Below are 26155 nucleotides of genomic sequence, written 5' to 3' on the forward strand. Positions count from 1 at the left end.
ACCATGTGACGAAAGTACGCCCGTGCCCGTGCGTGCGATGCAGTACGGGTCCCGGTTCAGGCGACACCCGGATCCGATGTTTGCTCGGGTGCGGCGGTGACATCGCCGATCCGGTACTTCGCGGCGGCCTCGACGGCCCGCGCCCGATCGACCGCACCTTCGCGGCCCAATGCGGCGAGCACTGCGACGACCGTTGATTCGGCATCGATGTTGAACACGCGCCGCGCGGCGGGGCGGGTGTCGGAGAACCCGAATCCGTCGGCGCCGAGCACCGTGTAGTCGCCGGGCACCCACTGGCGGATCTGGTCGGGGACGGCACGCATCCAGTCGGACACCGCGACGAACGGACCCGCCGCATCCGACAGCACTCGCGCCACGTACGGGACCGGCGCGTCCGTGCCGGGATCGAGCAGGGCGCGTCGATCGCACTCGATGCCGTCGCGGCGCAGTTCACCCCACGATGTCACCGACCACACGTCCGCGGAGACACCCCATTCGTCGGCGAGCATCTGCTGTGCGCGCAACGCCTCCGGCAGGAGGACACCGGACGCCAAGACCTGCGCCTTCGGTCCGGAGTCCGCCCCCGGCCGGTACAGATACATGCCCTGGAGCAATCCGTCGACGTCGAGGTTCTCGGGCTCGGCCGGCTGCACATACGGCTCGTTGTAGAGCGTGATGTAGTAGTAGATGTCTTCGCCGCCGAAGCCTTCCACCCCCGGGGTTCCGCCGTACATGCGGCGCAGACCGTCGCGGACGATGTGCGCGACCTCGTAGGAGAACGCCGGATCGTAGGTGACCGCCGCCGGATTGGTGGACGCGAGCAGCAGCGAATGGCCGTCGGCGTGCTGCAAGCCCTCACCGGTCAGTGTGGTCCGGCCGGCGGTCGCCCCGAGCACGAACCCGCGCGCCATCTGGTCGGCGGCCGCCCACAGGCCGTCGCCGGTGCGCTGGAACCCGAACATCGAATAGAAGATGTACACCGGGATCATCGGTTCCCCGTGCGTGGCATAGGACGTGCCCACCGCGGTGAACGATGCCGTGGATCCGGCTTCGTTGATGCCTTCGTGCAGGATCTGACCGACCTGGCTCTCCTTGTAGGCGAGCATGAGATCGGCGTCGACCGAGGTGTAGAGCTGACCGTTCCGGTTGTAGATCTTCAACGACGGGAACCACGAGTCCATGCCGAACGTGCGGGCCTCGTCGGGGATGATCGGCACGATGCGCTTGCCGATCTCCTTGTCGCGCAGCAGTTCCTTGAGCACACGCACCAGTGCCATGGTCGTGGCGACCTGCTGCTTGCCCGAGCCCTTGCGCACGACGTCGTAGGTCTTCTCGTCCGGCAGGGCCAGGGGCGCCACGGAGGTGCGGCGCTCGGGCAGGAATCCGCCCAGTTGGCGGCGACGATCGAGCATGTACTGGATCTCGGGGGATTCGAAACCGGGGTGATAGTACGGAGGCATCTTCGGATTCGCTTCGAGTTCTGCGTCCGAGATCGGGATGCGCTGCAGGTCCCGGAAGTACTTCAGGTCCTCGAGCGTCAGCTTCTTCATCTGATGCGTCGCATTGCGGGCCTCGAAATGCTTACCGAGGGTGTAGCCCTTGATGGTGTGCGCCAGGATCACCGTCGGTTGGCCCTTGTGTTCCATGGCCATCTTGTAGGCGGCGAAGATCTTGCGGTAGTCGTGGCCACCGCGCTTGAGATTCCAGATCTCCTGGTCCGTCAGGTCCTTGACGAGCTCCTTCGTGCGCGGATCGCGTCCGAAGAAGTGCTCGCGGACGAACGCGCCGTCGTTGGCCTTGTACGTCTGGTAGTCACCGTCCGGGGTGACATTCATCAGATTGACCAAGGCGCCGTCCTTGTCGGCCTGCAGCAGCGCGTCCCACTCGCGGCCCCACACGACCTTGATGACATTCCATCCGGCGCCCCGGAAGAACGACTCCAGTTCCTGGATGATCTTGCCGTTGCCGCGCACCGGGCCGTCGAGTCGCTGCAGGTTGCAGTTGACGACGAAGGTCAAGTTGTCCAGGCCCTCGGTCGCGGCGACATGCGCCAGACCGCGGGACTCCGGTTCGTCCATCTCGCCGTCGCCGAGGAACGCCCACACATGCTGCTGTGAGGTGTCCTTGATACCGCGATCGTGCAGATAGTGATTGAACCGCGCCTGGTAGATCGCGTTCATCGGGCCCAGACCCATCGACACCGTCGGGAACTCCCAGAACTCCGGGAACAACCGCGGGTGGGGGTACGACGGCAGGCCACCACCGAGCGACGCGTGACTGTGCTCCTGGCGGAATCCGTCCATGCGGTCGGTGGAGATGCGGCCCTCGAGGAACGCGCGCGCGTAGATTCCGGGGGAGGCGTGGCCCTGGATGAAAATCTGGTCGCCGCCGCCCGGATGGTCCTTGCCGTGGAAGAAGTGGTTGAACCCGACCTCGTAGAGCGCCGCGGACGACGCGTACGTCGAGATGTGCCCGCCGACGCCGATGCCCGGTCGCTGCGCACGGGTCACCATGATCGCCGCGTTCCATCGGATGTAGGCGCGGAATCGGCGCTCGACCTCTTCGTCGCCGGGGAACCACGGTTCGCTCTCGGTGGGGATCGTGTTGACGTAGTCGGTGGAGGTCAACGCGGGAATCGACACGTGCCGCTCGCCGGCGCGTTCGAGCATCCGTAGCATCAGGTAACGCGCGCGAGACGGGCCTGCTGCGTCGAGCATTCCGTCGAACGATTCGAGCCACTCGGTGGTCTCGGCCGGATCGATGTCCGGCAGGTATGAGGCCACACCCTCGCGAATGACGCGAACGCGGCTGTCGGTGGCCGGTGCCGTCGAAGTCGAGGGCCCCGTACCCGCGGCGCCCGGAGTGTCGGCGCCATCTCGGGATTGGGGTCCGTGGATCAGGTCAGTCAACGTCTGCTCCTCATCGTGGTGGGGCGCGCAGGTGTGGCGCCCGCTCCGTTGATCGGCTCTTGTGGGAGCCGACTCATCGACATCTGAACATGATGCACTCCTCATCTTCCCCCATTCGTGCCCGCGTGGCAGCGGCCGGTGCCCGGTTGTCCCGCGGCGGACAACAGCCGAGAACCGCCCGAATCGGACAGACAGCCCGATTGGAGTAGCGTCGACAAAGAAACTCACGTCTTTCATCGCGATTCGGCTTGCGTTGAGCGGCGTGACGATGTTCGCTTTGACAAGTCGATTCGATCGTCGTCATATGGGCAGCCGGAAAACCGGGTGCCGTCGAACCCGAAGGAGGGAACCACCGTGGTCGCCGCGGCGGACGCCAAGAACTACGTTCAGAAGCTCGGTATCACCCACGACCACGTGGTGCAGGAACTCGGATGGGACGACGACGTGGACGACGAGATCCGCGTCGCCATCGAGGAGGCCACCGGTTCCGAATTGCTCGACGAGGATTCCGACGATGTTGTCGACGTCGTGCTCCTGTGGTGGCGCGACAGCGACGGTGATCTCGTCGACGCACTGATGGACGTGATCAGCCCCCTGTCGGACGAAGGCGTCGTGTGGGTTCTGACCCCCAAGACGGGCCGCTCCGACCACGTGGAGCCCAGCGAGATCGCGGAATCGGCGACCACCGCCGGTCTCACCCAGACGTCCGCCGCCAACCTCGGCGACTGGACGGGCAGTCGGCTGGTGCAGCCGAAGGTCACCCGCCCGAAGCGCTGAGCTTCACCACCAGCGAAGGACCCAACCACGCGATGGCTATCGAGGTGGGCGCCGTGGCGCCCGATTTCACCCTGAAGGACCAGAACAATCAGGAACTGTCACTGGCAAGTTTTCGCGGTGACAAGAACGTGCTGCTGGTGTTCTACCCGCTCGCATTCACCGGTGTGTGCCAGGGCGAGCTGTGCGCGGTGCGTGACGACCTGCCCACCTTCGAGAACGACGACACCGCGATCCTCGCGATCTCGGTCGGGGCATCGCCGACCCACAAGATCTGGTCTGCCGAGCAGGGGTACACGTTCCCGCTGCTGGCCGACTTCTGGCCGCATGGTGAGGTCGCGCAGGCGTACGGCGTGTTCAACGACAAGCTCGGTTTCGCGAACCGCGGCACGTTCGTCATCGACAAGACGGGAATCGTGCGTTTTGCCGAGGAAAACCAGCCCGGAGAGCCTCGTGACCAGGGCGCTTGGGCCAGAGCGCTCGCCGCGCTAGAGTCCTGAGTCGACTCCGGCGGAAATTTTCCGCCGGAGATCGGGGCGTGTAGCTCAGTGGTAGAGCTCTGGTTTTACACACCAGCGGTCGGGGGTTCGAAACCCTCCGCGCCCACCGCATCTTCCACCGGCACAAGGTCGGCCCGCCAGCCAACCGCGCAGGCGTCATCCGCCGACAAAAAGACAGCCGCTCACGTTCCGGACGCGTGCGGCTGTCTTTTCCCGTGCAGTTGCCGTTCGCCGGATGCGACGTGTGTGGCACGTCAGCGGCGCCTGGACCGCTTCTTCTTGCGCTTCTTCCTGGTGCGGCGCTTCGGCTCGGGTTTTTCGGAGGACGCGACCGCCCGGTCCGCTGCGGTCGCGTCGGCGATGGTGTCGTGGACGACGGTGTCCACGAAGTCGTCGCCCGGTGCGGGTGGCATCAGGGACCGGGCGGCCTCTCGCCGCAAACTCTCCATCAGTTCGGGGGAGCGCAGCAGGAACGTCGCCTCACGCAGTGCGGTGTACCTGGCCAGTGAGATCAGCACCGCGTTGTCCTGCTCGCCGACGATCTCGACGGCGACGGTGTCGCTGGTGACGTCGCGGACCAGGCTTTTCAGATTCTTGCGCGCGGATTTCACTGTGGTCGCTGGCACCGACGTCGACTCCCTTCGCATACTCCCAACTTCGCATCCTCGCATCGACCCGTCCGTTTCGGGTGGGGACACGGCAATCGGTCTGTGCCTGAACGTCGCCGCGCGGAACCATGCACAGTCGGATCAGGAGTCGGTGGTCCAGTTGACCCCGGTGTGCTCGATGTAGGCGGCTACCGCAGCCTCGACGGTTCGGTAGAAGTGCTCCGACTCGATCGCCTCGGTCAGGCCGTAGCGTTCGATTTTCATCCGGACCGGGTGCTTGACCTCGGCGAAGACCAACGACGTGCCTTGGGCGTCGAGTTCACGATCGAGTTCGAACAACACGTCCGCCGCCGTTGTGTCGACGTCGGTGATGGGTTCGGCGGCGATCAGAATCCACCGGGGTTTCGGATCCTGGTGGGCCAGGCGCCGCACGTTGTCGCGGAAGGTCCTGACGTTCGCGAAAAACAATGGCGCGTCGAACCGGTAGATCTCGAGTCCGGCCAGGTGCCGCGCATCGGGGTGCACGGTCACGTCGTGGAACCCTTCGAGTCCGGGCACCCGGCGGAGCACCGTCTGATACGGCCACCACGCCCGCCGGAAGATGTTGAGGATCGAGAGCAGGACTGCCACGGCGATACCCGGCAGGACACCGAGAACGGCGACGCCGAGGAACGCGGCGATCGACAGCCAGAACTCGGTCTTGCGTTGATGCCACAGGCGGATGGTGCCGGGAATGTCGGCGAGCGACAGCGACGCGGTGATGACGATGGCCGCGAGCGCGGGCTGGGGAAGATCGCGGAACAAGCCGGGCAGCAACACGATCATCACGAGAATGAGTACGGCCCCGGTCAGTCCCGTGAGCTGTGTCTTCGACCCCGATCGTTCGGCGACCGCGGTCCGTGAGCCGCTCGTGCTCACCGGGAATCCCTGGAACAGGCCGGCAGCCAGGTTGGCTGCGCCGATTCCGATCATCTCCTGGTTGCCGCGGATCTCCTGGCCGGTGCGCGCCGCGAACGACGACGCGGTCGAGATCGTATCGGTCAGCGACACCAGCGCGATCCCCAATGCGCCGGCGAACAACAACGCCAGATCGGCGAATTCGACGTGCGGAATTGTGAACGGCGGGAACCCCTGTGGTAATTCCCCCACGAGCGACACACCGCGCTCGGCGAGATCGAACATGGACGACGCCGCAATCGCCAGGACCACCATCACCAGTACCGCCGGGATTTTCGGGATCCACCGCTGCATCACAAGGATCAACACGACCCCGCCGACACCCACCGCGACCGCGGCACCGTTCGCGTCGCCGTCGGCGACACCGGTCGCGAATCCGATGATGTCTCCGAAGAAGTTCTCCGAATCCACCGAGAAGCCGAACAGCTTCGGCAACTGGCCGACCAGGATGGTCAGGGCCAGGCCGTTCATGTAGCCGATCATGGTGGGCTTGGAAATGAGGTCGGCGATGAAGCCCAGCTTGGCGACCGATGCGAGAATCATGATGACGGCGACCATGATCGCGAGCATCGAGGCGAGCGCGACTGCACGTGCCGGGTCGCCACCGGCCGCGACGAGCGGCAGGATCGTCGCGGCGATCATCGGGCCGAGCGACGAATCCGGTCCGAGCACGAGTATCCGCGACGGGCCGAACACCGCGTAGGCGAGCAGACACAGGACACTCGTGTACAAACCGGTGATCGGGGGTAGCCCGGCCAACTCGGCGTAGGCCATCCCTTGTGGGACGAGCAGGGTCGACAGCACGATTCCGGCGACGAGGTCCTTCGCGAGCCAACTCTTGTGGTAGGTGGCGGCGGACTCGATCCCGGGCATCACCCGGAGCAGGGAAGCCGCCGTTCGCCGCTGCGTCATCGATACATTGTGTGGTTGGTCGTGACCCGGCACACGTCGAATCGTCCGAACTGGTTTTCGGGGTGCGCGACCAGTGCGGACGGGAGAGTGTCGCGCCGAGACACGAACAGCGGCCGGTCAGCCGGCGACGATCTCGCGCAGTTCGCGCCGGGTCGCCCGATAGATCTCCACCAGGTCGGCATCGTCGCCACCTTCGACGCGGGTGACCCACGTGTCGAAGGCGAGCCGACTCGCGACCGCTCCGGCTTCGACCAGCAACCGCGCGTACGACGGGGGTCGCACCGGCGCGATCTTCCGCGCGACCTGTTCGGTGATGCGGCACACGGCGATCGCATCGGCTGCGAACGCCGCCGCGCGCAGGTGATCGTCCGAGGTGATGAGCCTGCGGGTGCGCAGTAGCCGATCCTTGATGTCGGTGGAGGTGTTCAGGAGTCGGTTCAGGGAGCGCTCGTACAGTGCTTCGATGCCGTCGAGGTCGACATCCTCCGGTGCCACCGAGTCGAGCCACGCGGTGATCTCGGATTCGAATTCGCGGTCGGGCGCGCAGACCGATTCCTCTTTGGTCGCGTAACACCGGAAGAAGGTGCTGGGGGACACTCCGGCTCGACGGGCGATCTCGTCGACCGTCGTCGCGGAGGCGCCGTGCAGTTCGAACAAGTCGAGTGCCGCCCGGTTGATCTCGAGAAGCGTCTCCTGGCGTCGGCGTTCGCGCAGGCCCAAGACGTGTGGGTGTGATGTTGCGCTGCTCGGTCGACTCACTTGCCCTCCCACGGTCCACATGCACATCGAGGCCGATCACACTCGAAAAACAATTTGACAGTCACTTCCACATCGAGACATGCTGTCACACCTGCCGCGGATTCCCGCGGTTCCATCCCCGACGAGAAGGTTCCTCGGACATGCAGACACCCCAGGTGGACGACCGGCCGGACGCCCACGCCGAGGAAACACTGGCACCCGGAAGCAAACTGCTGATCGGAGTCCTCGTCGTCGCGGCGTTCGTGATGATCCTCAACGAGACGATCATGAGCGTCGCTCTGCCGCGACTGATGGTCGACCTCGATATCCCCGCGAGCACCGCCCAGTGGCTCACCACCGGGTTCCTCCTGACGATGGCCGTCGTCATCCCGATCACCGGCTATCTGTTCCAGCGCTTCACGCTGCGGCAGATGTTCATCACCTCGATGGGCGTGTTCAGCCTCGGCACCCTGCTCGCGGCGGCCGCACCCGGATTCGAGTTGCTGCTGGCCGGACGCGTCACCCAGGCCGTTGGCACGGCCATCATGCTCCCGCTGCTCATGACGACGGTGCTGCGAGTGGTGCCGGCGAGCCGACGCGGCCGCATGATGGGCATCATCTCGATCGTCATCGCGGTCGCCCCCGCGATCGGCCCCACCATCTCCGGGGTCGTACTCGACATGCTCGACTGGCGCTGGATGTTCTGGATCGTCCTGCCGATTTCGCTGGTCGCGTTCGCCGCCGGCGCAGCCCTTGTCCGGAATGTGACGACGACCGGCGCGGCACCGCTCGACGTGGTGTCGGTGGTGCTGTCCGCGCTCGCGTTCGGCGGCATCGTCTACGGACTGAGCAGCATCGGTCACTCGGCGAACGAATCGCGCGTTCCGGTGTGGATTCCGCTTGTCGTCGGAGTGGCGGCTTTGATCGTGTTCGTGCTGCGGCAACTCTCCAGGCAGGGAGACGGACGGGCACTGCTCGACCTGCGCCCGTTCACCACTCCGGCATTCAGCCTCGGTCTCGGCATGCTCGCCATCAGCATGATGTCGCTGTTCGGCGCGCTGATCCTGCTGCCGTTGTACCTGCAGAACGTCCGGGGTCTCGACACCCTCACCACCGGCCTGTTGTTGCTGCCCGGCGGTCTGGTCATGGGTGTGCTGTCGCCGTTCGTCGGCCGCGTCTACGACCGCACCGGCCCTCGCCTGCTGGTCATCTCCGGTTCGATCGTCGTCGCCGCTGCGTTGTGGCTGTTGGCGCTGCTCGACACCGATTCGGCGCTGCCGATGGTCGTCCTGACCCATTCGCTGCTGATGGCAGGCCTCGCCTCGGTCATGACACCGTTGATGACGTCGTCGCTCGGCTCGTTGCCCGATGATCTCTACTCGCACGGAAGCGCAATCTTCAGCACCATCCAGCAGTTGGCCGGTGCCGCAGGTACGGCCCTGTTCGTGACCGTCATGACCGTCGTCGCAACGTCTCGTGCCGCCGACGGCGTCACCGATATCGACGCCGCCCAGGCCGGCATCCACACCGCGTTCCTGTACGGCGGGGTCGTGTCGCTCGTCGCGGTCGCCGTGTCGTTCCTCATCGGCAGGCCGGCCCGGACCTAGATGATCGGTCCCGAGGCGACCGAGGGACGGCGCCGCGTCAGTGGATAGCAGGCGAATCCGATCAGGGCCGCGGTGAGGTGGCCGATGTCGGTGAAGGTCAGGCCGCCGAACAACGGGATCGTGTACACGACCAGGACGGCACCGGCATAGGCGTACCGCCACGGCACCGGGATCCGGTAGGCCAGCACCGCAACCACACCGGCCAGCGCATAGCTCACCCCCACATCCAAGGTGTTCACCGCGGATGTGGGGGCATCGCCGTGCCGGATCGCCAGATAGAGCAGTCCCTCGCTCAGGTAGGTCGCGCCGACGTGCGCGAGTACGACGACACCCAGCCAGCGCACGGTGCCGAGCCACCGTTCGGCGGGAACATGAAAGATGTTGTAGAGCACGAAATACCAGACCCAACCGCCCCCGGCGAGCCAGAACGCACTGGACATCAGCACCCGGATCGGGTCTACGGCCAGGTGATACAGATTGGTCGACCGGTCGCCGAGCACCTCCTGCAGCGTGGCAGGCGGCAGGTGCCGCGCAATCGTGGACGTGACCAGCAGAATCGCGAGCCACACGAAGGTGCCCGGGGCGCTGCGAACATACCGCCAGGCCAGGGTGGCCCGAGTCGACACGAGACCATTGTGCCGGACCCGAGTGCGTCCTGTCCGTCAGTGTGTGTCGGCGCCCGCGGTCTTGTAGGACTCGGCCAGGAGCGTCGCAACCTGATCGTCGAGTTGGTCGGGGGAGACGATGCTGAGCCGGTGCGTGGTGATCGTGTCCGTGGTCGGAAACGCCTCCCGCAACCGCGGATGGTGAATCCGACGTTGCAGATCGATCGCCACCTCGAGCCGCGTCGAATACACGAACGCCGCGGCGAACACGCGGTCGCGGGCCCACGCGACATCCGATCGGCGCACCCGCTCGTCGACATCGGAACCGAGCGCCAGCACCATGTCCCGAAACCGGAGGAAACCTTCGACTCCGGCAGGATCCTTGTCGGCCAGATAGTCGTCGACGGACGCGTACATCGGATACTCCTCGGGCGTGTCGCTCACCGGGGCCTGCCGTAGCGGTCGGCGAGTTTCTCTTCGGTGGTGCGCGGCGCAGGTGGCGCCTCCGATTCCGGCATGTCCGCGGACCGTGCCTTGGCCTTGCGCCGTTCACGCAGTTCCGCCCACAGGACGTAGCCGAGACCCAGCGGAGCCATGATGCCGAACGCGAGCCACTGCAGGCCGTACGACAGGTACGGACCGGCATCGAGCTGCGGCAGTGGGATGGTGCCGAAGCCTCCGGGCTGCCCGTCCGAGAGTTGCAGATAGCCGCCGGCCAGGTCGGTACCCGTCGCTATCGCGATCTGCGGAGTGTCGATGTAGTACACCTGCAGGAACCCGGCGTCCTCGAACGGTTCCTTGCCGGGGACCGTGCCCTCCGAGATCCGGATACGGCCCTCCAATGTCACCTGCTCGGTGGGGGCCGCGTCGATCGACGGGACCTCGGTGCCGCGCACGGGGCGGACGAAACCGCGGTTGACCAGGACCGTCTGTGCGGTGCCCGTCGACTGGCCGGTGTCGAGAACGAACGGGGTGAGCACCTCGTATGCGGGTTGGCCATTGACGCTGCGCAACCGCACCAGCACATCCGAATCCGGCAGGTAGCGGCCCGTTGCGGTGACACGACGCCACTCGTCGTCCCGCGTCGCTTCGCCCAGCAGATCATCGACCGGAACGGGATCCTGCGACAACGATTCGGCGATCCGATCGTTGCGTTCCTCGGTGCTCGTGTTCTTCCCGAGCTGCCACGGTGCCAGCACCGTGAAGCATGCGTAGGCGAAGCCGACGACCACCAGTGCCAGCAACAACCAGCTCGGGCGCAGCAGAAACTTCAGACGTCGCACGTGTCCACGGTAGACGGTGAGGCGGGTCTCACCGCTCCCGCACCCAGGCGAGCAGACCCGGAATCGCCGCCTCGATCTGCACACACACCAGCTCGAACTCGGGCAGCCCACCGTAGTACGGGTCCGGAACCGAATCGGAATCGGCGTCCGGATCGAAACTGCGCAGCAGTGCCCGACGGTCGCTGGGCACGCCCAGATGCGCGAGTGCGCGGTCGTGTCCGGACGCCAACGCCACCACCAGATCGGCATCGAGATGATCGGCGCCGAGCTGCGCCGCACGGTGACCCGTCGAATAGCCGTGGCGCTGCAGCACCGCGTTGGTACGCGGATCGGCCTCGGCGCCGACGTGCCAGCCGTGGGTGCCCGCGCTGCTCACTCGCACCCGACTGTCGAGGCCTTCCCGTCGCAGATGATCGGCGAAGATCTTCTCGGCCATCGGCGACCGGCAGATGTTGCCGGTGCACACGAACGTCACGTGCAGGATGTCCCGGCCCACCGGCGAGGTGTCCCGGCGTACCGCCGAGGTGTCACTGCCCACCGGTCAGGACCCTTTCGAGTGCGGCGACGCTACCGACCGCAGTATGCGCACCGTCGGATTCTTCGGCTGCGCCGTAGCCGTACTCGACGAACACTGTCGGGACACCGAAACGGCCCGCGCCGTGCACGTCGTGCTCGCGGTCGCCGACCATCACCACGCCTGCGGTACCACCGGCGGCGGCGCCGACCGGAGCGAGGCTCAGCGCCGACAGACTGTGCGCGACGACGTCCGCCTTCGCGCGGCGGCGACCGTCCGTGCTCGCCCCACCGACGAACTCGAACATCCCGGCGATCCCGAAATGCTCCAGGATCCGCTCTGCGATGACCTCGTTCTTCGAGGTCGCGACCGCGATCCGGCTCCCGGCCGACCGCACGGCATCCAGCATTTCCGCAACGCCGTCGAACAGTGCGTTCTCCGCCCACCCGGTCTCGGTGTAGTAGTCGAGATACGCCGCGAAACCCGTCGCCACCTGCTCCTCGTCGAGCCCGAGTGCGCGCAGTGAATCGGTCATGGGAGGACCGAGGAGTCGCACCGGATTGCCGGCGGGCACCTCGACGCCGAGCGTCGCCAGCGCGTGCCGGTAACCGTTGATCACGCCGGTTGCGGAATCGGTAAGGGTGCCGTCGAGGTCGAACAGCACCACCGGTGACGGCAGCACCGGCGGGCGGATGTCGACGAGGGGAGTCATCCGCACAGTGTCCCTGTTGTCCGCGGCGGCCGCCTCAGGCAGGTGTCCGCGTAAGGTCGGACGCGAGGGCGGACAACAGCAGAGGACGGCGAGGAGGACACGTGTCGGCGGTGACGTTGCGCGAGGTGATCGAGGTATTGGAGACGGCATACCCGCCGTCGCTGGCGGAATCGTGGGACTCGGTCGGACGGGTCGCCGGCGACCCCGACGAACCGGTCGGCAAGGTGCTGATCGCCGTCGACGCGACCGCCGCGGTCGTCGACGACGCCCTCGCCTGGGGTGCGCAACTGCTCGTCGTGCACCATCCACTGCTGCTGCGCGGCGTCGACACCGTCGGCGCCCACACCCCGAAGGGTGCGTTGATCCACAAGCTGATCCGCGGCGGCTGTGCCCTGTTCACCGCCCACACCAACGCCGACCGCGCCGCTCCCGGCGTCTCGGACGCGCTCGCGCAGGCATTGGGGCTGACGGGACTGCGCCCCCTGGAGCCGAAACCGGAACCCGCGACCGACAAGTGGGTGGTGATGGTTCCGTCCGCTGCCGCCGACACGGTGCGTACCGCCCTGTTCGCGGCAGGGGCCGGAGCCATCGGAAACTATCGGGAATGCTGCTGGACGGTGTCGGGGAGCGGTCAGTTCCGGCCGGTCACCGGCTCGAACCCGGCGATCGGCACCGTCGGGGACCTCGAACGCGTCGCGGAGGACCGCATCGAGGTCATCGCCCCGAGGCATGCCCGACCCGCAGTCCTGACCGCGTTGCGTACTGCGCATCCCTACGAAGAACCAGCCTTCGACGTGTTCGAACTCGCCGACCTGCCGAGTTCCCGTGGCCTCGGCAGGGTCGGGGAACTGCCCGCACCGCAGACCTTGCGTGCGTTCACCGAAGCGGTGGCCGATGCGCTGCCCACCACGGAATGGGGTGTGCGCGGCGCCGGCGACCCCGACCGTCTGATCCGGACCGTGGCCGTGTGCGGGGGGTCGGGCGACTCGTTCCTGTCCACCGTCGCGAAACTCGGGGTCGACGCCTACGTGACCGCTGACCTTCGGCACCACCCCGCCGACGAGCACCTGCGCACCGGTGGTCCCGCACTCGTCGACGTCGCGCACTGGGCCAGTGAACACCCGTGGTGCGAGCAGGCCCGCGGTGTTCTCGACACCGCACTGGGTGACCGACCCGGGTGGGTCACGCGCGTCAGCGCGCTGCGCACCGACCCGTGGACGACCGCCGCCCGGTGACACATCTCCGCGCGGTACCGTAAGCAGCTACGACCGTCCCCTCCGTAGTCCCGTCGTCGAAGCCCTCGAAAGCAGGAACCCCCCGCGTGAACGTCGAATCCGCCGTGCAGTCCAAGCTTCTTTCCCTCGCCGCCGTGGACGCCGAGCTGAACCGTCTCGCGCACCGGCGTCGCACCCTGCCCGAACAGCAGGAAGTCGAACGCCTCGACAACGAGCGCACCAGTCGACGGGACGCCGCCGTCGCCGTCGAGATCGTCCTCGACGACCTGGACCGGGACATTCGCAAACTCGAGGGCGAGGTCGACGCGGTCCGCCAGCGCGGCGATCGCGACCGCGCGCTCCTCGAAGGCGGAACGATCGGAGCGAAGCAGCTCACCGAACTGCAACACGAACTGGGGAGCCTCGAACGTAGGCAGTCCGCGCTCGAGGACGAACTGCTCGAGGTGATGGAGCGGCGTGAGGCCACCAAGTCCGACTACGATCACGCCGGCGCGCAGGTCTCCAAGATCGACGAGGAGATCGACGCTGCGGAACGACTACGCGACGAGGCACTCGCCGATATCGACGTCGCGGAGAACCGGTGCCGCACCGATCGGGACACCCTCACCGAGGTGTTCCCGGCCGAACTGATCGCCGCCTACGACACGCAGCGCGAGCGCAGCGGTATCGGTGCGGCCCTGCTGCAGGGCCGCCGCTGCGGGGCCTGCCGCCTCGAACTGGACCGCGGTGAGATCGCCCGGATCGCCGGTGCCGCACCCGACGTGCTCGTGCGGTGCCCCGAATGCAACGCGATCCTGGTCCGCAAGGAATCCGGGCGGTGACGACGGTCGTCGTCGAAGCCGACGGCGGCTCACGCGGCAACCCGGGTCCGGCCGGATACGGCGCGGTGGTGTTCGACGCCGGTCGCGGTACGGTCCTCGCCGAACGCAGCGAGAGCATCGGCGTCGCAACCAACAATGTCGCGGAGTATCGGGGGCTGATCGCGGGCCTGACCGCGGCCCGCGACCTCGGCGCCGATGCCGTCGACGTTCGGATGGATTCGAAACTGGTGGTCGAGCAGATGTCCGGGCGCTGGAAGATCAAGCACCCGGACATGATTCCGCTCGCGGCCCGCGCCCGCGAGCTCGCCGGCGGGTTCGGCCGCGTCGAGTACACCTGGATTCCCCGCGCGCAGAACGCGCATGCGGATCGGCTCGCCAACGAGGCGATGGACGCCGCTACCTCGACGGTCGTGCCCCCGGCGCAGGCGGCAGTGACGCAGACGGCGACACCGGCAGCGGCGAACACCGCACCCGGCTGGACCGGCGCGATCGGCTCGCCCACCCGCTTCCTGCTGCTGCGGCATGGACAGACCCCACTGTCGATCGAGCGGCGTTACTCCGGCCGAGGCAACCCTGGGCTCACCGACCTCGGACGGGCACAGGCCGCCGCTGCCGCGGCCCGGATCGGGAAGCGCGGTGGCATCGCGGCGATCGTGTCGTCACCACTGGACCGGGCTCGTAGCACCGCCGCGGCCGCCGGTCGGGCCTTGGATCTACCCGTGACGGTGCACGACGATCTCACCGAAACCGATTTCGGTGCCTGGGAAGGTCTGACCTTCCGGGAAGCTGCCGAGCGTGATCCGGACCTGCACCGCGCGTGGCTCGGCGACACTTCGGTGCGGCCACCGCACGGGGAGAGCTTCGACGAGGTCAACGCGCGCACCGCCACGGCGCGCGACGAGCTCATCGGCCGGTATCCGGGACAGACGGTGCTGCTGGTATCGCACGTCACGCCGATCAAGACGATGCTGCAATTCGCGCTCGACGCCAGCCCGTCGCTGCTGTACCGGCTGCACCTGGATCTGGCGTCGCTGTCGATCGCCGAATTTTTCGACGACGGTGGGTCGTCGGTGCGGTTGGTGAACGACACCTCGCACCTGTGAGCGTCGTTGCCCTGCACATGACGTCCGTGACGGCGGGAAGACTGTGTTATTCCGCCAGCTTTCGGATCGTGCGCAGATTTCGCGTTGTCGTCATGGATTTGTATCGGGCGCGGCTCGTCGCCTTCCCGAACGGGCTGCGCACGGTCGCTCCTCTGAGCACGTGCCAGTAGACGACGTCGTCGCCCGGCGCAATCGCCTCGACCTGCGGGTCCACGGCGATACCGAGCAACTCCTCGCGCGCGGCGAGGTCGGCGACGAACACGACGTAGGTGTGCCAGCCGTCCCGGTTCTCCTCGAGCGGGCAGGCATCGGCAAGGTCGGCGAACCCGGCTTGCTCGAACACGAATACGAACGCTTCGTAACCGAACCGTGAGCGCAGTGCCACCTCGATCTCGGCCTTCAATGCCTCCGAGTCGGTGTTCTCGGAGTCGAACACGACGTTGCCGGATGCCAGCACCGTCCGCACGCTCCCGCATCCCAGGCCGGTGAACACGTCTTTGAGATCGGCCATCCGGATGGTGATGCCACCGACGTTGATTCCTCGCAACAGAGCCACGTATCGCACCATGACGGCACCGTAGTTCGCACCACCGACAGGCAGTTCGCACCACCGACAGTCGAGGCAGTATGGTTGTCGACGCGGACGAGTTGGCCGGGCGGCCGCGGATCGGGGAACCGACATCACCTGGTGTCAGGCTCCGAGCCGAGGAAAGTCCGGACTCCACAGAGCAGGGCGGTTGCTAACGGCAACCCGAGGTGACTCGCGGGACAGTGCCACAGAAAACAGACCGCCTGCCCAGCAGGGCAGGTCAGGGTGAAACGGTGCGGTAAGAGCGCACCAGCACCCCGGGTGACCGGGGTGGCTCGGTAAACCCCGCCCGGAGCAAGGTTGAAGGCCGCACCACCGCCCCTCGGGGCAGCGGTGCGGCTGCGCAGGTGCTCGAGGGCTGCTCGCCCGAGCCTGCGGGTGGACCGCTCGAGGTACCCGGCGACGGTGTGCCCAGATGGATGGTCGCCACCCCGCTTTGGCGGGGGACAGGATCCGGCTTACACGCCGACTCGTCCGCCCCACGCGGGCACCGCGAAAAACTTCGGAACAGATCCGCTCAGAGCGGACCGACGACGAGCAACTGGGCCCAATACGCGGCCGCGTCGGCACCCAGGTACGGCAGCAGATTGTCGAAAATCAGGTAGGACACGTGCGGTTCTCCTTGTTCACATTTCGGGATCGGGGGACCGGTCGCGACGGTACCAGCCGCGCCGGACCGTCCGGTTCGCTCTGTCGCAGAGCACCGGGTGGGGCAGACTGTCGGACATGAGTGACGACGGTTGGTACTACGACGTGAGCACCGGCAAGGTCGGGCAGGGTAAGGACCCCAACGCGCTGAATCGGATGGGCCCCTATCCGGACCGTGCCACCGCCGAACGCGCGCTCGAGATCGCGGCCGAACGCAACAAGTCCGCGGACGACGCCGACGACGAGTGGAACAACTGACCTGGAACAACCGACCTGGAACAACTGAGCTGGAACAACTGAGCTGGAACAACTGAGCTGGAAATACCGAGGAGTCGTACGCGCCCGTGGTGAACACACGCATTGTCGTCGCGCCCGCGATCGACTTCGGTGCCGTTCGTGCCGAGTTCGGGCTCGACGATCGATATCCGTCGGCTGCGGTAACCGAAGCCCGCACCAGCACTGACCGGTTCGCGGCATCGCGGGAGGACCACACGCACCTGCCGCTCGTGACGATCGATCCGCCCGGGTCGATGGACCTCGACCAAGCATTGCATCTCGAACGCACCGACGCCGGGTTCGTCCTGCACTACGCGATCGCCGACGTGCATGCCGTCGTCGAACCGGGTGGTGCCGTCGACGTCGAGAGCCACCGGCGGGGCCAGACCTACTACCTGCCCGACGGATCGGTACCGCTGCATCCGCGCGAACTGGCGGAGGCCTCGGCGAGTTTGCTGCCCGGGGTGATCCGGCCCGCGGCGCTGTGGCGGATGGAACTCGATGCGGCCGCCGAACCCGTCTCCGTAACCGTGCGTCGTGCAGTGGTGCGTTCGGTGGCACGTCTGGACTATGCCGGGGTGCAGGCCGACGCGGACGCCGGAACGCTGCATCCGTCGATCCAGGTATTGCCGGATTTCGGTCGGCTGCGTCAGGTGGCCGCGCGGTCGCGGGGTGCGATCGAGTTACGGTTGCCGGAGCAGGACGTCGTCGCCGACGGGGACGGCTGGGCGTTGCGGATCGAACCGCGTACCGATGCCGACGACTGGAATTCGCAGGTGTCGTTGCTGACCGGGATGTGTGCGGCGGCGATGATGATCGACGCGAAGGTCGGTTTATTGCGGACTCTTCCGCCGGCCGATCCGGCCGCGGTCGCCGCGTTGCGGCACACCGCAGCGGCCCTGGATGTTCCGTGGCCCGCCGGTATGCCTGTCGGTAATTTCCTGGCGGGCCTGGATGCGAACCTGCCCACCACCTTGGTGCTGATGAGCGAGGCCCCGGCGTTGCTGCGCGGTGCGTCCTACGGGGTGCTCGACGGCTCGTTGCCGGATCTGCTGGTGCACGGCGCGATCGGGGCCCCGTATGCGCATGTCACAGCTCCGCTGCGGCGGTTGTCGGACCGGTACACCATCGAGGTGTGCCTTGCTGTCAGCGCGGGTGCGGAGGTGCCGCAGGCGATCCGAGACGAACTGGCCGCCATGCCGGGCATCATGTCGGCGTCGGATTCGGCCGCCGGAAAAATTGCCCGCACGTGCATCGACCTGACCGAGGCGACCGTGTTGGCGCCGCGGATCGGCGAGACGTTCGATGCGACCGTGCTCGAGGGCGCGAACGGCCGACGTGACGCCAAGGTGTTCGTCCCGTCCGAAACGGTCATTGCCCCGTGCTCCGGCGGCCCCGCCGACGGCACGCAGGTGCGGGTCACTCTCGACGTGGCCGACCCGGTGACGAGGAAGGTGCAGTTCGCGTATTCGTCGTGACGGTACCGTCGACGGTGTGACCGACACTCGTCCCGCCGCCACCCCCGCATCCGGCCGCTCCCCGCATCGTCGCCGGTTCGCCGTTGCGTTCGTCGCGGTGGTCGCGGTGGTCGCCGCGCTGGCCGGGCTCGTGTTGTGGTTCGCACCGAGTCGCTATCTGCCGTGGGACACCGAACCGTTCCCGGAGATCGACACGGCGGCGCTGGCGCCACCGCAGGCTCGGGTCGTCGAGTTGCTCGCACAGGAACACGACTCGCAGCGGCCCGGCACCTTCTATTCCGAGGGTGTCGAGGAACCGTGGTGCGCCGACTTCGTGAGCTGGATCATGCGTGAAGCCGGCATGCCGCTGTCGAATCCGAATTCGGGGTACTGGCGGATCCCGGGGGTGTATACGTTGCAGGAGTACTACCAGCAGGAAGGCCGTTTCGAACCCATCGGTTCCGGTTATCGGCCAGGCGTCGGTGATGTGGTGCTCTACGACAACACCAGTTGGGTCGGTCAGCACACCAACATTGTGGTCGCCGTCGACGGTGCCTCCGCGATCACGGTCGGCGGCAACGAGTTCGGCCGAATCCGGGTGCACAACCTGGATTGGGAGTCGGATCCGGCGGTCGTCGGATTCGGGCTCCTGGGCGACTGAGTCCTGACCTCACGGTCTGACTGTTCGGCGCTACCGAACTCTGTAATATTTCTGGATCGCCTGTCGCGGTACGGATTCCGTACATCGCAGTGAGGAACGCCGGTGACCTGTCCGGCCACTGGGGCGTGAGTTCGCGTTGTTCAGCGGCAACAGTTCGGGTCCAGGACGGTGCGTAGTGCGTCGAGCGCCCGCCTGTCGGCCAAGTGGTACACGTTCATGCCTCGGCGCTGCGATTCGACCATGCCCGCCTTGCGGAGTTGGGTGAGGTGGTGGCTGACGGTTGATTCGGCGAGGCCGAGGCCGACGGCGAGGTCGCAGGTGCACACAGCGTTCTCGGCGTCGGTGAGCAGGATCGACATCAACTTGATGCGAACCGGGTCGGCGAGCGCCTTGAGGCGCAATGCCAACTCGAGCGCGGTGGCGTCGGTCATCGATGCGGCCGAGATGGGGGCGCAGCAGATGGGGGCGGAGACGTCGATGACCGGGAGTGCCTTGGGCATGGCGACGATCCTACCGGACCATCTTGACTTATGTGAAAAAGGTGTAATCCTGAACGAGGGATAAATTCGACATATGTAGAGAAGGTGGATGGTCATGTCACGCGCACAACTTGCCCTCAACGTCGACGACCTGCGGGAAGCGGTCCCGTTCTACGCGAAACTGTTCGGCACCGCACCGGCCAAGCTCGAGCCCGGATACGCGAACTTCGCGATCGCCGAGCCACCCCTGAAGCTGGTGCTGTTCGAAAATCCAGGAAAGGGCGGCACCATCAACCACCTCGGCGTCGAGGTCGAATCGACGGAGACGGTGCACGCCGAGATTGCCCGCCTTACCGGTGCGGGCTTGTTCACCGACGAGGAGATCGGCACCACCTGTTGCTTCTCCACCCAGGACAAGGTGTGGGTGACCGGTCCGGACGGGGAGAAGTGGGAGGTCTACACCGTCCTCGCAGATTCCGAGACGTTCGGGAAGAGCCCGCAACATCTCGACGACCGGGTCGGCGTCGAGGGTGGGCTGTGCTGCGGTACCGCCGCCGCGCAGGCCGAGGCGAATCGAGGAAATGCGCCCGCAACGTCCTGCTGCTGACGGAGGCCGCTGCTGACGGAAACTGCTGCTGCAGATCACCACGACGCAGTCAGCGCGGGAAAGGTTGCGTGGTCAACTCGGCGATCAGGGCCTCGACTCTGGTCTTGATCGCGTCGCGGATCGACCGAACCTCGTCGATGCCCTGCCCGGCAGGGTCGTCGAGAACCCAATCGCGGTAGGACTTTCCGGAGAAGACTGGGCACGTGTCCCCACACCCCATGCTGATCACCACATCGGATGCCTGCACGGCGTCGACAGTGAGGATCTTCGGGTTCTGTTCGGAAATGTCGATACCGACTTCGGCCATCGCCGCGACCGCCGCCGGATTGACCCGGTCGGCCGGTGTGCTGCCGGCGGAGCGGACCTCGATCCGGTCTTCGGCCAGCGCGGTGAGGAATCCGGCGGCCATCTGGGAGCGGCCGGCGTTGTGGACGCAGACGAACAACACGGACGGTGCGGCCACGATGTCAGGGCTCCTTCATTGCCGCCGGGGCGGCGGTGGTCGTGGTTGCGGGTGGGGTGAAGCGTGTGCGCAGCGCGAGGGAGACGTACACCAAGCCGACGAGCACCGGCACCTCGATCAGCGGGCCGACCACCCCGGCGAGGGCCTGCCCGGAGGTGGCGCCGTAGGTCGCGATCGCGACGGCGATGGCGAGTTCGAAGTTGTTGCCCGCGGCGGTGAACGCGAGGGTGGTGGTGCGCTCGTAGCCGAGACCCATGACGGCGCTGAGGAGAAAGCCACCGCCCCACATGATTGCGAAGTACGCCAACAGCGGGATCGCGATGCGCACGACGTCGACCGGGTGCGAGGTGATCCGATCCCCTTGCAGGGCGAACAAGATGACGATGGTGAACAGCAAACCGTACAGCGCCCACGGGCCGATTCGGGGGAGGAATTTCTGCTCGTACCAGGTGCGGCCCTTCGCCTTCTCGCCGTAGTAGCGGGTGAGGAACCCGGCGAGCAGTGGGATACCGAGGAAGATCAGCACAGACTTCGCGATCTGCCACGGTGACGTGTCGATGGTGGTCTGCTCGAGGCCCAGCCAGCCGGGCAGGACGGAGAGATAGAACCAGCCGAGCACCGCGAACATGACGACTTGGAATACTGAGTTGATCGCTACCAGTACGGCGGCGGCTTCGCGGTCACCGCAGGCCAGATCGTTCCAGATGATCACCATGGCGATGCAGCGGGCCAGGCCGACGATGATCAGGCCGGTCCGGTACTCCGCCAGATCCGGAAGGAAGATCCAGGCCAGGGTAAACATCAGCGCCGGGCCGACGACCCAGTTCAGCACGAGCGACCCGATCAGTAGTCTGCGGTCGCCGGTGACGGTGCCGAGGCGGTCGTAGCGGACCTTCGCCAGCACCGGATACATCATGATCAACAGGCCCAGGGCGATCGGCAACGAGATGCCGTCGATCTCGACAGCGCTCAGAGTGTCCCCGAGATCCGGGATCAGGCGGCCGAGCAGCAGACCGGCGGCCATCGCGACGCCGATCCACATCGGAAGGAATCGGTCGAGGGTGGAGAGTTTGCCGACGACAGTACGGTGGTCGGTCGGCTCGGTCACCGTGTCACCGTGTCACCGTGTCACCGCGCCCGCGCCCGCATCGGCAGCGACGGAGGTGCAGGTCGAACCCTGGGCGACACCTGATTCGGGTGACAGGATCGCGGACAGTCGTGCCAACGCCGACGGGATCACCCCGTAGTACACCCAGGTCCCGCGGCGTTCACAGTCGAGCAGTCCGGCTTCGCGAAGCACCTTGAGGTGATGGGAAATCGTCGGCTGCGACAGATCGAACGAGCCGGAGATGTCGCACACGCAGGCCTCGCCGCCGGCGTGGGAGGCGACGAGGCTGAGCAACCGGAGGCGGACCGGATCCCCGAGTGCCTTGAACATCCGCGCCAGGTCACCCGCCGAATCCGCGGTCAGGGGCTCGCACACCAACGGCGAGCAGCACGCTTCATCGTCCGGGCCCAGCTGTTTCGACATGTATCAATATTGACACTTGTCGAATCAATTCTCAACGCGGATGGTGGCCCCGGCGGTGCTCGACCGCGCGACTACCGGAACCGGTCGGTGGCCTCGACGAGGCGATGGATGATGCCGGGTTCGTTCGCGGCGTGCCCGGCATCGTCGACGATGTGCAGCGTCGACTCCGGCCACGCCCGATGTAGCGACCACGCGCTCGTCGCCGGGCACACCACGTCGTAGCGGCCTTGCACGATGACCCCGGGAATACCCTTCAGCAAGTGCGCATCCCGCAGCAACTGGCCGTCGTCGAGGAAGCCGCGATGGTGGAAATAGTGGTTCTCGATCCGGGCGAACGCCAACGCGAACCGCGGCTGCCCGGTCTCGGCGACATGCTCCGGCCGGGGCAGCAGCGAACTCGTCGCACCTTCCCACGTCGACCACGCGACCGCTGCGTCGAGCGCGACGTCCGGATCGGGGGAGTGCAGCAGTCGATGGTAGGTGTCGACCGGATGCTCGCCTGGTGCGGCGCCGGCGAGCGGTGCGCAGAACTTCTCCCACAGATCGGGGTAGATCTGTCCGGCCCCACCGTTGTAGTACCAGTCGATCTCGCTGCGCCGCAACAGGAATATCCCGCGCAGGACAAGTTCGGTGACTCGCTCGGGATGCCGCTGCGCGTACGCAAGCGCGAGCGTCGATCCCCAGGAGCCGCCGAACACCTGCCAGCGGTCGACTCCGAGGGTCGTGCGCAACAGTTCGATGTCGCGGAGCAGATGGTCGGTGGTGTTCGTGGACAGGTCCGCACCGTCTGCGACGTGGGGTACGGACCGGCCGCAGCCGCGCTGATCGAACAGCACGATGCGGTAGGCGGCCGGGTCGAAGAACTGCCGGTGCGCCGGGGATGTTCCGCCGCCGGGGCCGCCGTGCAGGAACACCACGGGCTTGCCGTTCGGGTTGCCGCTGACCTCCCAGTACACGTGCTGGCCGTCGCCGACGTCGAGCATGCCCTGCTCGTGCGGCGCGATCGGGGGATACGGCCCGCGCCGCGGTGTCATCGGCAGTCCAGGCGTCATCAGTAGCCCACGAGCGAGGACGCGAAGTCCGGGATCTCGAGCGCCTTCAGTGCCTCGTCGCGAATATCCGGGCATTGCGCGGCGGTGATCTCGTCGATGCGGCCACGGTCACCGGCCAGCGCGATCAGATCGACGCCGTTCGCGGCGCCCCACTCGCCGACGAGCAGATTCAGGCCCGGCTTGCTCATCGACGGCGTGTAAGTGCGCCAGCTCTGCAACTGGCCGTCGATCCGGGTACACAGGTCCGCTGCCTGCGCCTCGGTGACCCCACCGGGAAGTGCTGTGGGGGTGCCGGCGTCGGCGGGTGCGGGATCGGTCGGGGTGCCGGGCGCGGGGGCGGATCCGGGCGCGCAGGCGCCGAGCACAGTGATCGTGGCGGCAGCGGCGACGGCCGCGGTCAGTGTGCGTCGGAGTCCGGTCATGGATTCACCTCTGGGGTCGGGCGGGTCGATGTCGACACCGAGTGTGCCACCCGCGCACCGGAGCCTGCCGCCGCCACCACTCACCCGCGGTCGGCGATGATCCGCGCGATGTTGCGTTCGGCGAGCGCGGCGATCGTCAGCGACGGATTCGCCGTGCCGGTGCTCCCGGGGATCAGGGCGCCGTCGACGACGTACAGGCCGCGATGCCCGTGCACACGACCGTAGCCGTCGGTGACCTCACCCAGGACGGCACCGCCGAGCGGATGAGCAGTGAAGGACGCGTTGACGTCCGTGGCCATCGGTTTCGCCCCCGGCACGGTGCCCCCGGCCTCCGCCATCGCGTTGTGCACGGCGCGCAGCGCGTCGACACTGTCCCGTTCGCCGCCTGCCGGCCAGTTCACGACGGCCCGGTCGGTGCCGGCGTCGTAGGTGACGTCGGTGCGGCGCGAGTCGAGGGTCATGCCGAGAGACGCGAGCATGCCCACATCCTTCGCAGTACCCGCCACGAACCAGTTCTCGAGACTCAGCGGCATCCCGGTCTCGTCGACGATCCGCGATGCCGACGGGGCACCCTGATCGCCACCGAAACCGTCGGTGACGGCGAACGAACGGACCAGCACGGCGTCGCCGTTGGTGCCCCAGCCGCGGCCGACGTGGTCGTTGAGGTTCGCCAGCGCTCCGGTGTGGCGGGCACGCAGCAGCAGTTCGGTGGTGCCGACCGACCCGGCGCCGAGCACAAGCTTGTCGCAGGTCAGTGTCTGCGAGCGCAGTACCGCACCGAACGGGTCGACGACGTCGACCTCGACGCGGTACCGGCCGTCGGGTTCCTGACCGACGGCGAGCACCCGGTGCGCGTGGCACACGAGTGCCCGTCCGGTGTTCTCGGCCGCCGGAATGTAGTTCTGGGTCAGGTCGAACTTGGCGCCGTTGGAGTTGCCGAGGTTGCTCTCACCGGCGATCGCCGAGCGTCGGACCCGTCCGGCGAGCTCGTCCCGCACGACATCCCAGTTCCAGATGCCGTCGATGGGGTGCGGGGCGTATCCGGCGGCGCGGGCGTCGTCGTCCCACCGCCGCGAGTGGGTGAACTCGGCGGCGGCATAGACGTCGTCGGGCATCGCCTGAAGGCGCAGCATCGACCGCACCTTCGGATACCAGGTGGAGTTCATCTCCCGATAGTCGAGCCGGGAACCGAACACGTGCTCGAAGAAGCGCTGCTCCGGCGCGATCATCACCCCGGTGAACACGATCGAGCCACCACCGACCGCGGCACCGTTCCACACCGACAGATTCGGATAGTCGACGACGTCGAGGACACCGGCGAAATCGTCGCAGATGACCGGGACGCCGGTCGGTCCGATGAACGCCTTGCGGTGATAGAGGCCGCGGCCGTCGGCGAGCAGGTCGGTGGTGAAAATTTCGCGCTGCGGGTCGCGCGGCCAGCGCAGGCCACGTTCGAGGACGGTGACACGGCTGCCGGATTCGGCCAGGCGCAGCGCGGCGGCGCTCGCGCCGAAACCGGATCCGACGACGATGACCTCGGAGTGGTCGGGTGCGGTGGGAGGAGCGGCGAAGAGTTCGGGTACCAAACGCGGGTAGGCGTCGGATCCGACCGGCAGGGCGGACGCGGGGCGAGCCCCGGCGAGTCCCGGACCGAACATGGCGGCTGCCGCCAAGGTCGATGCCTGCAGGAAACGACGTCGCTTCATCCAATGCCCCCCATAAGGTGTCCGGCGCAACCGGGAGCGGGCCGTCCGGCCCGTCCGCTACCGGCGGTTACTGTAACCGCCGCACCGGTTCCAAAGCCATCCCTACCGGGTGTGACGCCGATCAGCCGGGGCGGTCAGAACGAGTGCTCCGGGCCGGGGAACGTGCCCGCGGCGACCTCGGCGGCGTACTCCGTTGCGGCACGCCGCAGTTCGTCGCCGACGTTGCCGAACTTCTTGACGAACTTGGCGGTCTTGCCGCTGGTGTACCCGGCCATGTCCTGCCACACCAGAACCTGTGCGTCGCACTCGCTGCCCGCGCCGATACCGACGGTGGGGATGGTCAGCTTGCGGGTTACCTGGCCGGCCAGTTCGGCCGGGACCATCTCCATCACGACGGAGAACGCGCCGGCTTCTTCGACCGCGATCGCATCGGCGACGAGTTGTTCGGCACCGTCGCCGCGGCCCTGCACACGGAACCCGCCGAGGGTGTTGACGGACTGCGGGGTGAATCCGATGTGGGCCTGCACCGGAATGCCGGCCGCGGTGATCGCCGCGATCTGCGGGGCAACGCGTTCGCCGCCCTCGAGCTTCACCGCGTGGGCGCCGCCCTCCTTCATGAACCGGATCGCCGTCGCGAGTGCCTGCTCGGGTGACGCCTCGTACGTGCCGAACGGCAGGTCGGCGATCACGAGCGCGTGCGGTGCGCCGCGGACGACGCCGCGGACCAGCGGCAACATCTCGTCGACGGTGACCGGCACGGTGGTGTCGTAGCCGTAGACGACGTTCGCGGCGGAATCTCCGACGAGCAGCACCGGAATATCCGCCTCCTCGAAGAGGCGGGCGGTGGAGTAGTCGTAGGCGGTCAGCTCGGCCCAGCGTCGGCCCTCGGCCTTCATCGCCTGCAGATGATGCACGCGAGTCTTGCGCTTGGGGGTCTCGGACGCGGCTCCGCCGCCGTACACGGAAGTCATGTTGTCGGACATCGC

28 protein-coding genes, 1 tRNA gene and 1 other RNA gene are annotated in these 26155 nt (G+C 67.0%); 12 read left to right on the forward strand and 18 right to left on the reverse strand.

The window, feature by feature from the left end; genetic code table 11:
- Positions 1-56: 56 nt before the first annotated feature.
- Positions 57-2909, reverse strand: coding sequence for a pyruvate dehydrogenase (acetyl-transferring), homodimeric type (gene aceE, locus WAX14_RS17170; protein WP_422629259.1), 2853 nt, complete (start codon positions 2907-2909; stop codon positions 57-59).
- 354 nt (positions 2910-3263) lie between these two features.
- Here aceE and WAX14_RS17175 point away from each other — a divergent pair, with 354 nt between their 5' ends.
- The 3 genes from WAX14_RS17175 (at position 3264) to WAX14_RS17185 (ending at position 4289) form a co-directional block, all read left to right on the forward strand.
- Complete coding sequence (locus tag WAX14_RS17175) at positions 3264-3686, forward strand: DUF3052 domain-containing protein (protein ID WP_422629292.1); 423 nt, start codon at positions 3264-3266, stop codon at positions 3684-3686.
- 32 nt (positions 3687-3718) lie between these two features.
- Positions 3719-4183 carry a peroxiredoxin gene (locus WAX14_RS17180; RefSeq protein WP_422629260.1) on the forward strand — a complete coding sequence of 155 codons (465 nt, stop codon included), beginning with the start codon at positions 3719-3721 and terminating at the stop codon, positions 4181-4183.
- A 34-nt stretch (positions 4184-4217) separates the two neighbouring features.
- Positions 4218-4289: transfer RNA gene (locus WAX14_RS17185), tRNA-Val, on the forward strand.
- A gap of 148 nt (positions 4290-4437) precedes the next feature.
- Here the strand turns inward: WAX14_RS17185 and WAX14_RS17190 are convergent.
- The 3 genes from WAX14_RS17190 to WAX14_RS17200 all read right to left on the reverse strand — a co-directional run bounded on the left by WAX14_RS17190 (position 4438) and on the right by WAX14_RS17200 (position 7380).
- On the reverse strand, positions 4438-4809 hold the full coding sequence (locus tag WAX14_RS17190) for a type II toxin-antitoxin system Phd/YefM family antitoxin (RefSeq protein WP_422629261.1): 372 nt from the start codon (positions 4807-4809) through the stop codon (positions 4438-4440).
- A gap of 123 nt (positions 4810-4932) precedes the next feature.
- On the reverse strand, positions 4933-6660 hold the full coding sequence (locus tag WAX14_RS17195; protein ID WP_422629262.1) for a SulP family inorganic anion transporter: 1728 nt from the start codon (positions 6658-6660) through the stop codon (positions 4933-4935).
- 117 nt (positions 6661-6777) lie between these two features.
- On the reverse strand, positions 6778-7380 hold the full coding sequence (locus WAX14_RS17200) for a TetR/AcrR family transcriptional regulator (protein WP_422629263.1): 603 nt from the start codon (positions 7378-7380) through the stop codon (positions 6778-6780).
- Positions 7381-7559: 179 nt separating this feature from the next.
- Here WAX14_RS17200 and WAX14_RS17205 point away from each other — a divergent pair, with 179 nt between their 5' ends.
- A complete protein-coding gene (locus WAX14_RS17205) occupies positions 7560-9005 on the forward strand; it encodes a DHA2 family efflux MFS transporter permease subunit (RefSeq protein WP_422629264.1) in 1446 nt (481 codons plus the stop codon).
- Here the strand turns inward: WAX14_RS17205 and WAX14_RS17210 are convergent.
- Genes WAX14_RS17210 through WAX14_RS17230 form a run of 5 tightly spaced genes read right to left on the reverse strand, consistent with a single transcriptional unit; the run spans position 9002 to position 12119 of the window.
- Entirely contained in the window at positions 9002-9631 is a 630-nt protein-coding gene (locus WAX14_RS17210; protein WP_422629265.1) for a rhomboid-like protein, read from the reverse strand. The genes WAX14_RS17205 and WAX14_RS17210 overlap by 4 nt on opposite strands.
- A 36-nt stretch (positions 9632-9667) precedes the next feature.
- Complete coding sequence (locus WAX14_RS17215; protein WP_422629293.1) at positions 9668-10027, reverse strand: DUF5655 domain-containing protein; 360 nt, start codon at positions 10025-10027, stop codon at positions 9668-9670.
- Between the two features lie 23 nt (positions 10028-10050).
- On the reverse strand, positions 10051-10893 hold the full coding sequence (locus tag WAX14_RS17220; RefSeq protein WP_422629266.1) for an SURF1 family protein: 843 nt from the start codon (positions 10891-10893) through the stop codon (positions 10051-10053).
- A 28-nt stretch (positions 10894-10921) separates the two neighbouring features.
- The gene (locus WAX14_RS17225) at positions 10922-11377 is read right to left on the reverse strand and encodes a low molecular weight protein-tyrosine-phosphatase (RefSeq protein WP_422629294.1); all 456 of its coding nucleotides are present in this window, start codon (positions 11375-11377) and stop codon (positions 10922-10924) included.
- Between the two features lie 43 nt (positions 11378-11420).
- Positions 11421-12119: an HAD hydrolase-like protein gene (locus WAX14_RS17230; RefSeq protein WP_422629267.1), complete on the reverse strand. Its 699-nt coding sequence runs from the start codon at positions 12117-12119 to the stop codon at positions 11421-11423.
- Positions 12120-12220: 101 nt separating this feature from the next.
- Here WAX14_RS17230 and WAX14_RS17235 point away from each other — a divergent pair, with 101 nt between their 5' ends.
- The 3 genes from WAX14_RS17235 (at position 12221) to WAX14_RS17245 (ending at position 15278) form a co-directional block, all read left to right on the forward strand.
- Positions 12221-13354: a Nif3-like dinuclear metal center hexameric protein gene (locus WAX14_RS17235; RefSeq protein WP_422629268.1), complete on the forward strand. Its 1134-nt coding sequence runs from the start codon at positions 12221-12223 to the stop codon at positions 13352-13354.
- 86 nt (positions 13355-13440) lie between these two features.
- Positions 13441-14175, forward strand: a complete 735-nt coding sequence (locus WAX14_RS17240) for a zinc ribbon domain-containing protein (RefSeq protein WP_422629269.1) — start codon at positions 13441-13443, stop codon at positions 14173-14175.
- The gene (locus WAX14_RS17245) at positions 14136-15278 is read left to right on the forward strand and encodes a bifunctional RNase H/acid phosphatase (RefSeq protein WP_422629270.1); all 1143 of its coding nucleotides are present in this window, start codon (positions 14136-14138) and stop codon (positions 15276-15278) included. Before WAX14_RS17240 ends, WAX14_RS17245 begins: the two co-directional genes overlap by 40 nt.
- A gap of 46 nt (positions 15279-15324) precedes the next feature.
- On the opposite strand, the gene WAX14_RS17250 is transcribed toward WAX14_RS17245, so the two are convergent.
- A complete protein-coding gene (locus tag WAX14_RS17250) occupies positions 15325-15846 on the reverse strand; it encodes a DUF1697 domain-containing protein (RefSeq protein WP_422629271.1) in 522 nt (173 codons plus the stop codon).
- Positions 15847-15922: 76 nt separating this feature from the next.
- Between WAX14_RS17250 and rnpB the strand changes: the two genes are divergently transcribed.
- The 4 genes from rnpB (at position 15923) to WAX14_RS17270 (ending at position 18909) form a co-directional block, all read left to right on the forward strand.
- An RNA gene (rnpB, locus tag WAX14_RS17255) (RNase P RNA component class A) lies at positions 15923-16344 on the forward strand.
- Between the two features lie 249 nt (positions 16345-16593).
- Entirely contained in the window at positions 16594-16773 is a 180-nt protein-coding gene (locus WAX14_RS17260) for a hypothetical protein (RefSeq protein ID WP_422629272.1), read from the forward strand.
- An 86-nt stretch (positions 16774-16859) separates the two neighbouring features.
- Positions 16860-18269, forward strand: a complete 1410-nt coding sequence (locus tag WAX14_RS17265) for an RNB domain-containing ribonuclease (RefSeq protein WP_422629273.1) — start codon at positions 16860-16862, stop codon at positions 18267-18269.
- 97 nt (positions 18270-18366) lie between these two features.
- Positions 18367-18909 (forward strand): CHAP domain-containing protein, encoded by a 543-nt coding sequence (locus WAX14_RS17270; RefSeq protein ID WP_422629295.1) that lies wholly within the window; start codon positions 18367-18369, stop codon positions 18907-18909.
- Positions 18910-19049: 140 nt separating this feature from the next.
- On the opposite strand, the gene WAX14_RS17275 is transcribed toward WAX14_RS17270, so the two are convergent.
- Entirely contained in the window at positions 19050-19409 is a 360-nt protein-coding gene (locus WAX14_RS17275; RefSeq protein ID WP_422629274.1) for an Rv2640c family ArsR-like transcriptional regulator, read from the reverse strand.
- Positions 19410-19503: 94 nt separating this feature from the next.
- On the opposite strand from WAX14_RS17275, the gene WAX14_RS17280 reads away from it, so the two are divergent.
- Positions 19504-19995 carry an ArsI/CadI family heavy metal resistance metalloenzyme gene (locus tag WAX14_RS17280; protein ID WP_422629275.1) on the forward strand — a complete coding sequence of 164 codons (492 nt, stop codon included), beginning with the start codon at positions 19504-19506 and terminating at the stop codon, positions 19993-19995.
- 49 nt (positions 19996-20044) lie between these two features.
- Here WAX14_RS17280 and WAX14_RS17285 read toward each other — a convergent pair whose 3' ends face one another.
- The 7 genes from WAX14_RS17285 to panB form a co-directional block, all read right to left on the reverse strand.
- Positions 20045-20461: an arsenate reductase ArsC gene (locus tag WAX14_RS17285; RefSeq protein WP_422629296.1), complete on the reverse strand. Its 417-nt coding sequence runs from the start codon at positions 20459-20461 to the stop codon at positions 20045-20047.
- 1 nt (position 20462) lies between these two features.
- Positions 20463-21566, reverse strand: coding sequence for an ACR3 family arsenite efflux transporter (gene arsB, locus WAX14_RS17290; RefSeq protein WP_422629276.1), 1104 nt, complete (start codon positions 21564-21566; stop codon positions 20463-20465).
- A gap of 12 nt (positions 21567-21578) precedes the next feature.
- Positions 21579-21989 carry an ArsR/SmtB family transcription factor gene (locus tag WAX14_RS17295; protein WP_422629277.1) on the reverse strand — a complete coding sequence of 137 codons (411 nt, stop codon included), beginning with the start codon at positions 21987-21989 and terminating at the stop codon, positions 21579-21581.
- Between the two features lie 71 nt (positions 21990-22060).
- A complete protein-coding gene (gene pip, locus WAX14_RS17300; protein WP_422629278.1) occupies positions 22061-23023 on the reverse strand; it encodes a prolyl aminopeptidase in 963 nt (320 codons plus the stop codon).
- A 17-nt stretch (positions 23024-23040) separates the two neighbouring features.
- Positions 23041-23463 carry a hypothetical protein gene (locus WAX14_RS17305; protein ID WP_422629279.1) on the reverse strand — a complete coding sequence of 141 codons (423 nt, stop codon included), beginning with the start codon at positions 23461-23463 and terminating at the stop codon, positions 23041-23043.
- Between the two features lie 80 nt (positions 23464-23543).
- Positions 23544-25169 (reverse strand): GMC oxidoreductase, encoded by a 1626-nt coding sequence (locus tag WAX14_RS17310; protein WP_422629280.1) that lies wholly within the window; start codon positions 25167-25169, stop codon positions 23544-23546.
- 134 nt (positions 25170-25303) lie between these two features.
- Entirely contained in the window at positions 25304-26152 is an 849-nt protein-coding gene (gene panB / locus WAX14_RS17315; RefSeq protein ID WP_422629281.1) for a 3-methyl-2-oxobutanoate hydroxymethyltransferase, read from the reverse strand.
- Positions 26153-26155: the final 3 nt, after the last annotated feature.

It is taken from the genome of Rhodococcus sp. (in: high G+C Gram-positive bacteria) (assembly GCF_049299235.1).
Lineage (GTDB): Bacteria > Actinomycetota > Actinomycetes > Mycobacteriales > Mycobacteriaceae > Rhodococcus.

Excerpts from the sequence above, each read along its gene's own strand:
- WAX14_RS17180 (WP_422629260.1), top strand. The coding sequence starts at position 3,719 with ATGGCTATCGAGGTGGGCGCCGTGGCGCCCGATTTCACCCTGAAGGAC.
- WAX14_RS17245 (WP_422629270.1), top strand. The coding sequence starts at position 14,136 with ATGCAACGCGATCCTGGTCCGCAAGGAATCCGGGCGGTGACGACGGTC.
- WAX14_RS17250 (WP_422629271.1), bottom strand. The coding sequence starts at position 15,846 with ATGGTGCGATACGTGGCTCTGTTGCGAGGAATCAACGTCGGTGGCATC.
- pip (WP_422629278.1), bottom strand. The coding sequence starts at position 23,023 with ATGACACCGCGGCGCGGGCCGTATCCCCCGATCGCGCCGCACGAGCAG.
- WAX14_RS17205 (WP_422629264.1), top strand. The coding sequence starts at position 7,560 with ATGCAGACACCCCAGGTGGACGACCGGCCGGACGCCCACGCCGAGGAA.
- WAX14_RS17260 (WP_422629272.1), top strand. The coding sequence starts at position 16,594 with ATGAGTGACGACGGTTGGTACTACGACGTGAGCACCGGCAAGGTCGGG.
- WAX14_RS17310 (WP_422629280.1), bottom strand. The coding sequence starts at position 25,169 with ATGAAGCGACGTCGTTTCCTGCAGGCATCGACCTTGGCGGCAGCCGCC.
- WAX14_RS17215 (WP_422629293.1), bottom strand. The coding sequence starts at position 10,027 with ATGTACGCGTCCGTCGACGACTATCTGGCCGACAAGGATCCTGCCGGA.
- WAX14_RS17230 (WP_422629267.1), bottom strand. The coding sequence starts at position 12,119 with ATGACTCCCCTCGTCGACATCCGCCCGCCGGTGCTGCCGTCACCGGTG.
- WAX14_RS17195 (WP_422629262.1), bottom strand. The coding sequence starts at position 6,660 with ATGACGCAGCGGCGAACGGCGGCTTCCCTGCTCCGGGTGATGCCCGGG.
- WAX14_RS17275 (WP_422629274.1), bottom strand. The coding sequence starts at position 19,409 with ATGCCCAAGGCACTCCCGGTCATCGACGTCTCCGCCCCCATCTGCTGC.
- WAX14_RS17280 (WP_422629275.1), top strand. The coding sequence starts at position 19,504 with ATGTCACGCGCACAACTTGCCCTCAACGTCGACGACCTGCGGGAAGCG.
- WAX14_RS17305 (WP_422629279.1), bottom strand. The coding sequence starts at position 23,463 with ATGACCGGACTCCGACGCACACTGACCGCGGCCGTCGCCGCTGCCGCC.
- WAX14_RS17295 (WP_422629277.1), bottom strand. The coding sequence starts at position 21,989 with ATGTCGAAACAGCTGGGCCCGGACGATGAAGCGTGCTGCTCGCCGTTG.
- panB (WP_422629281.1), bottom strand. The coding sequence starts at position 26,152 with ATGTCCGACAACATGACTTCCGTGTACGGCGGCGGAGCCGCGTCCGAG.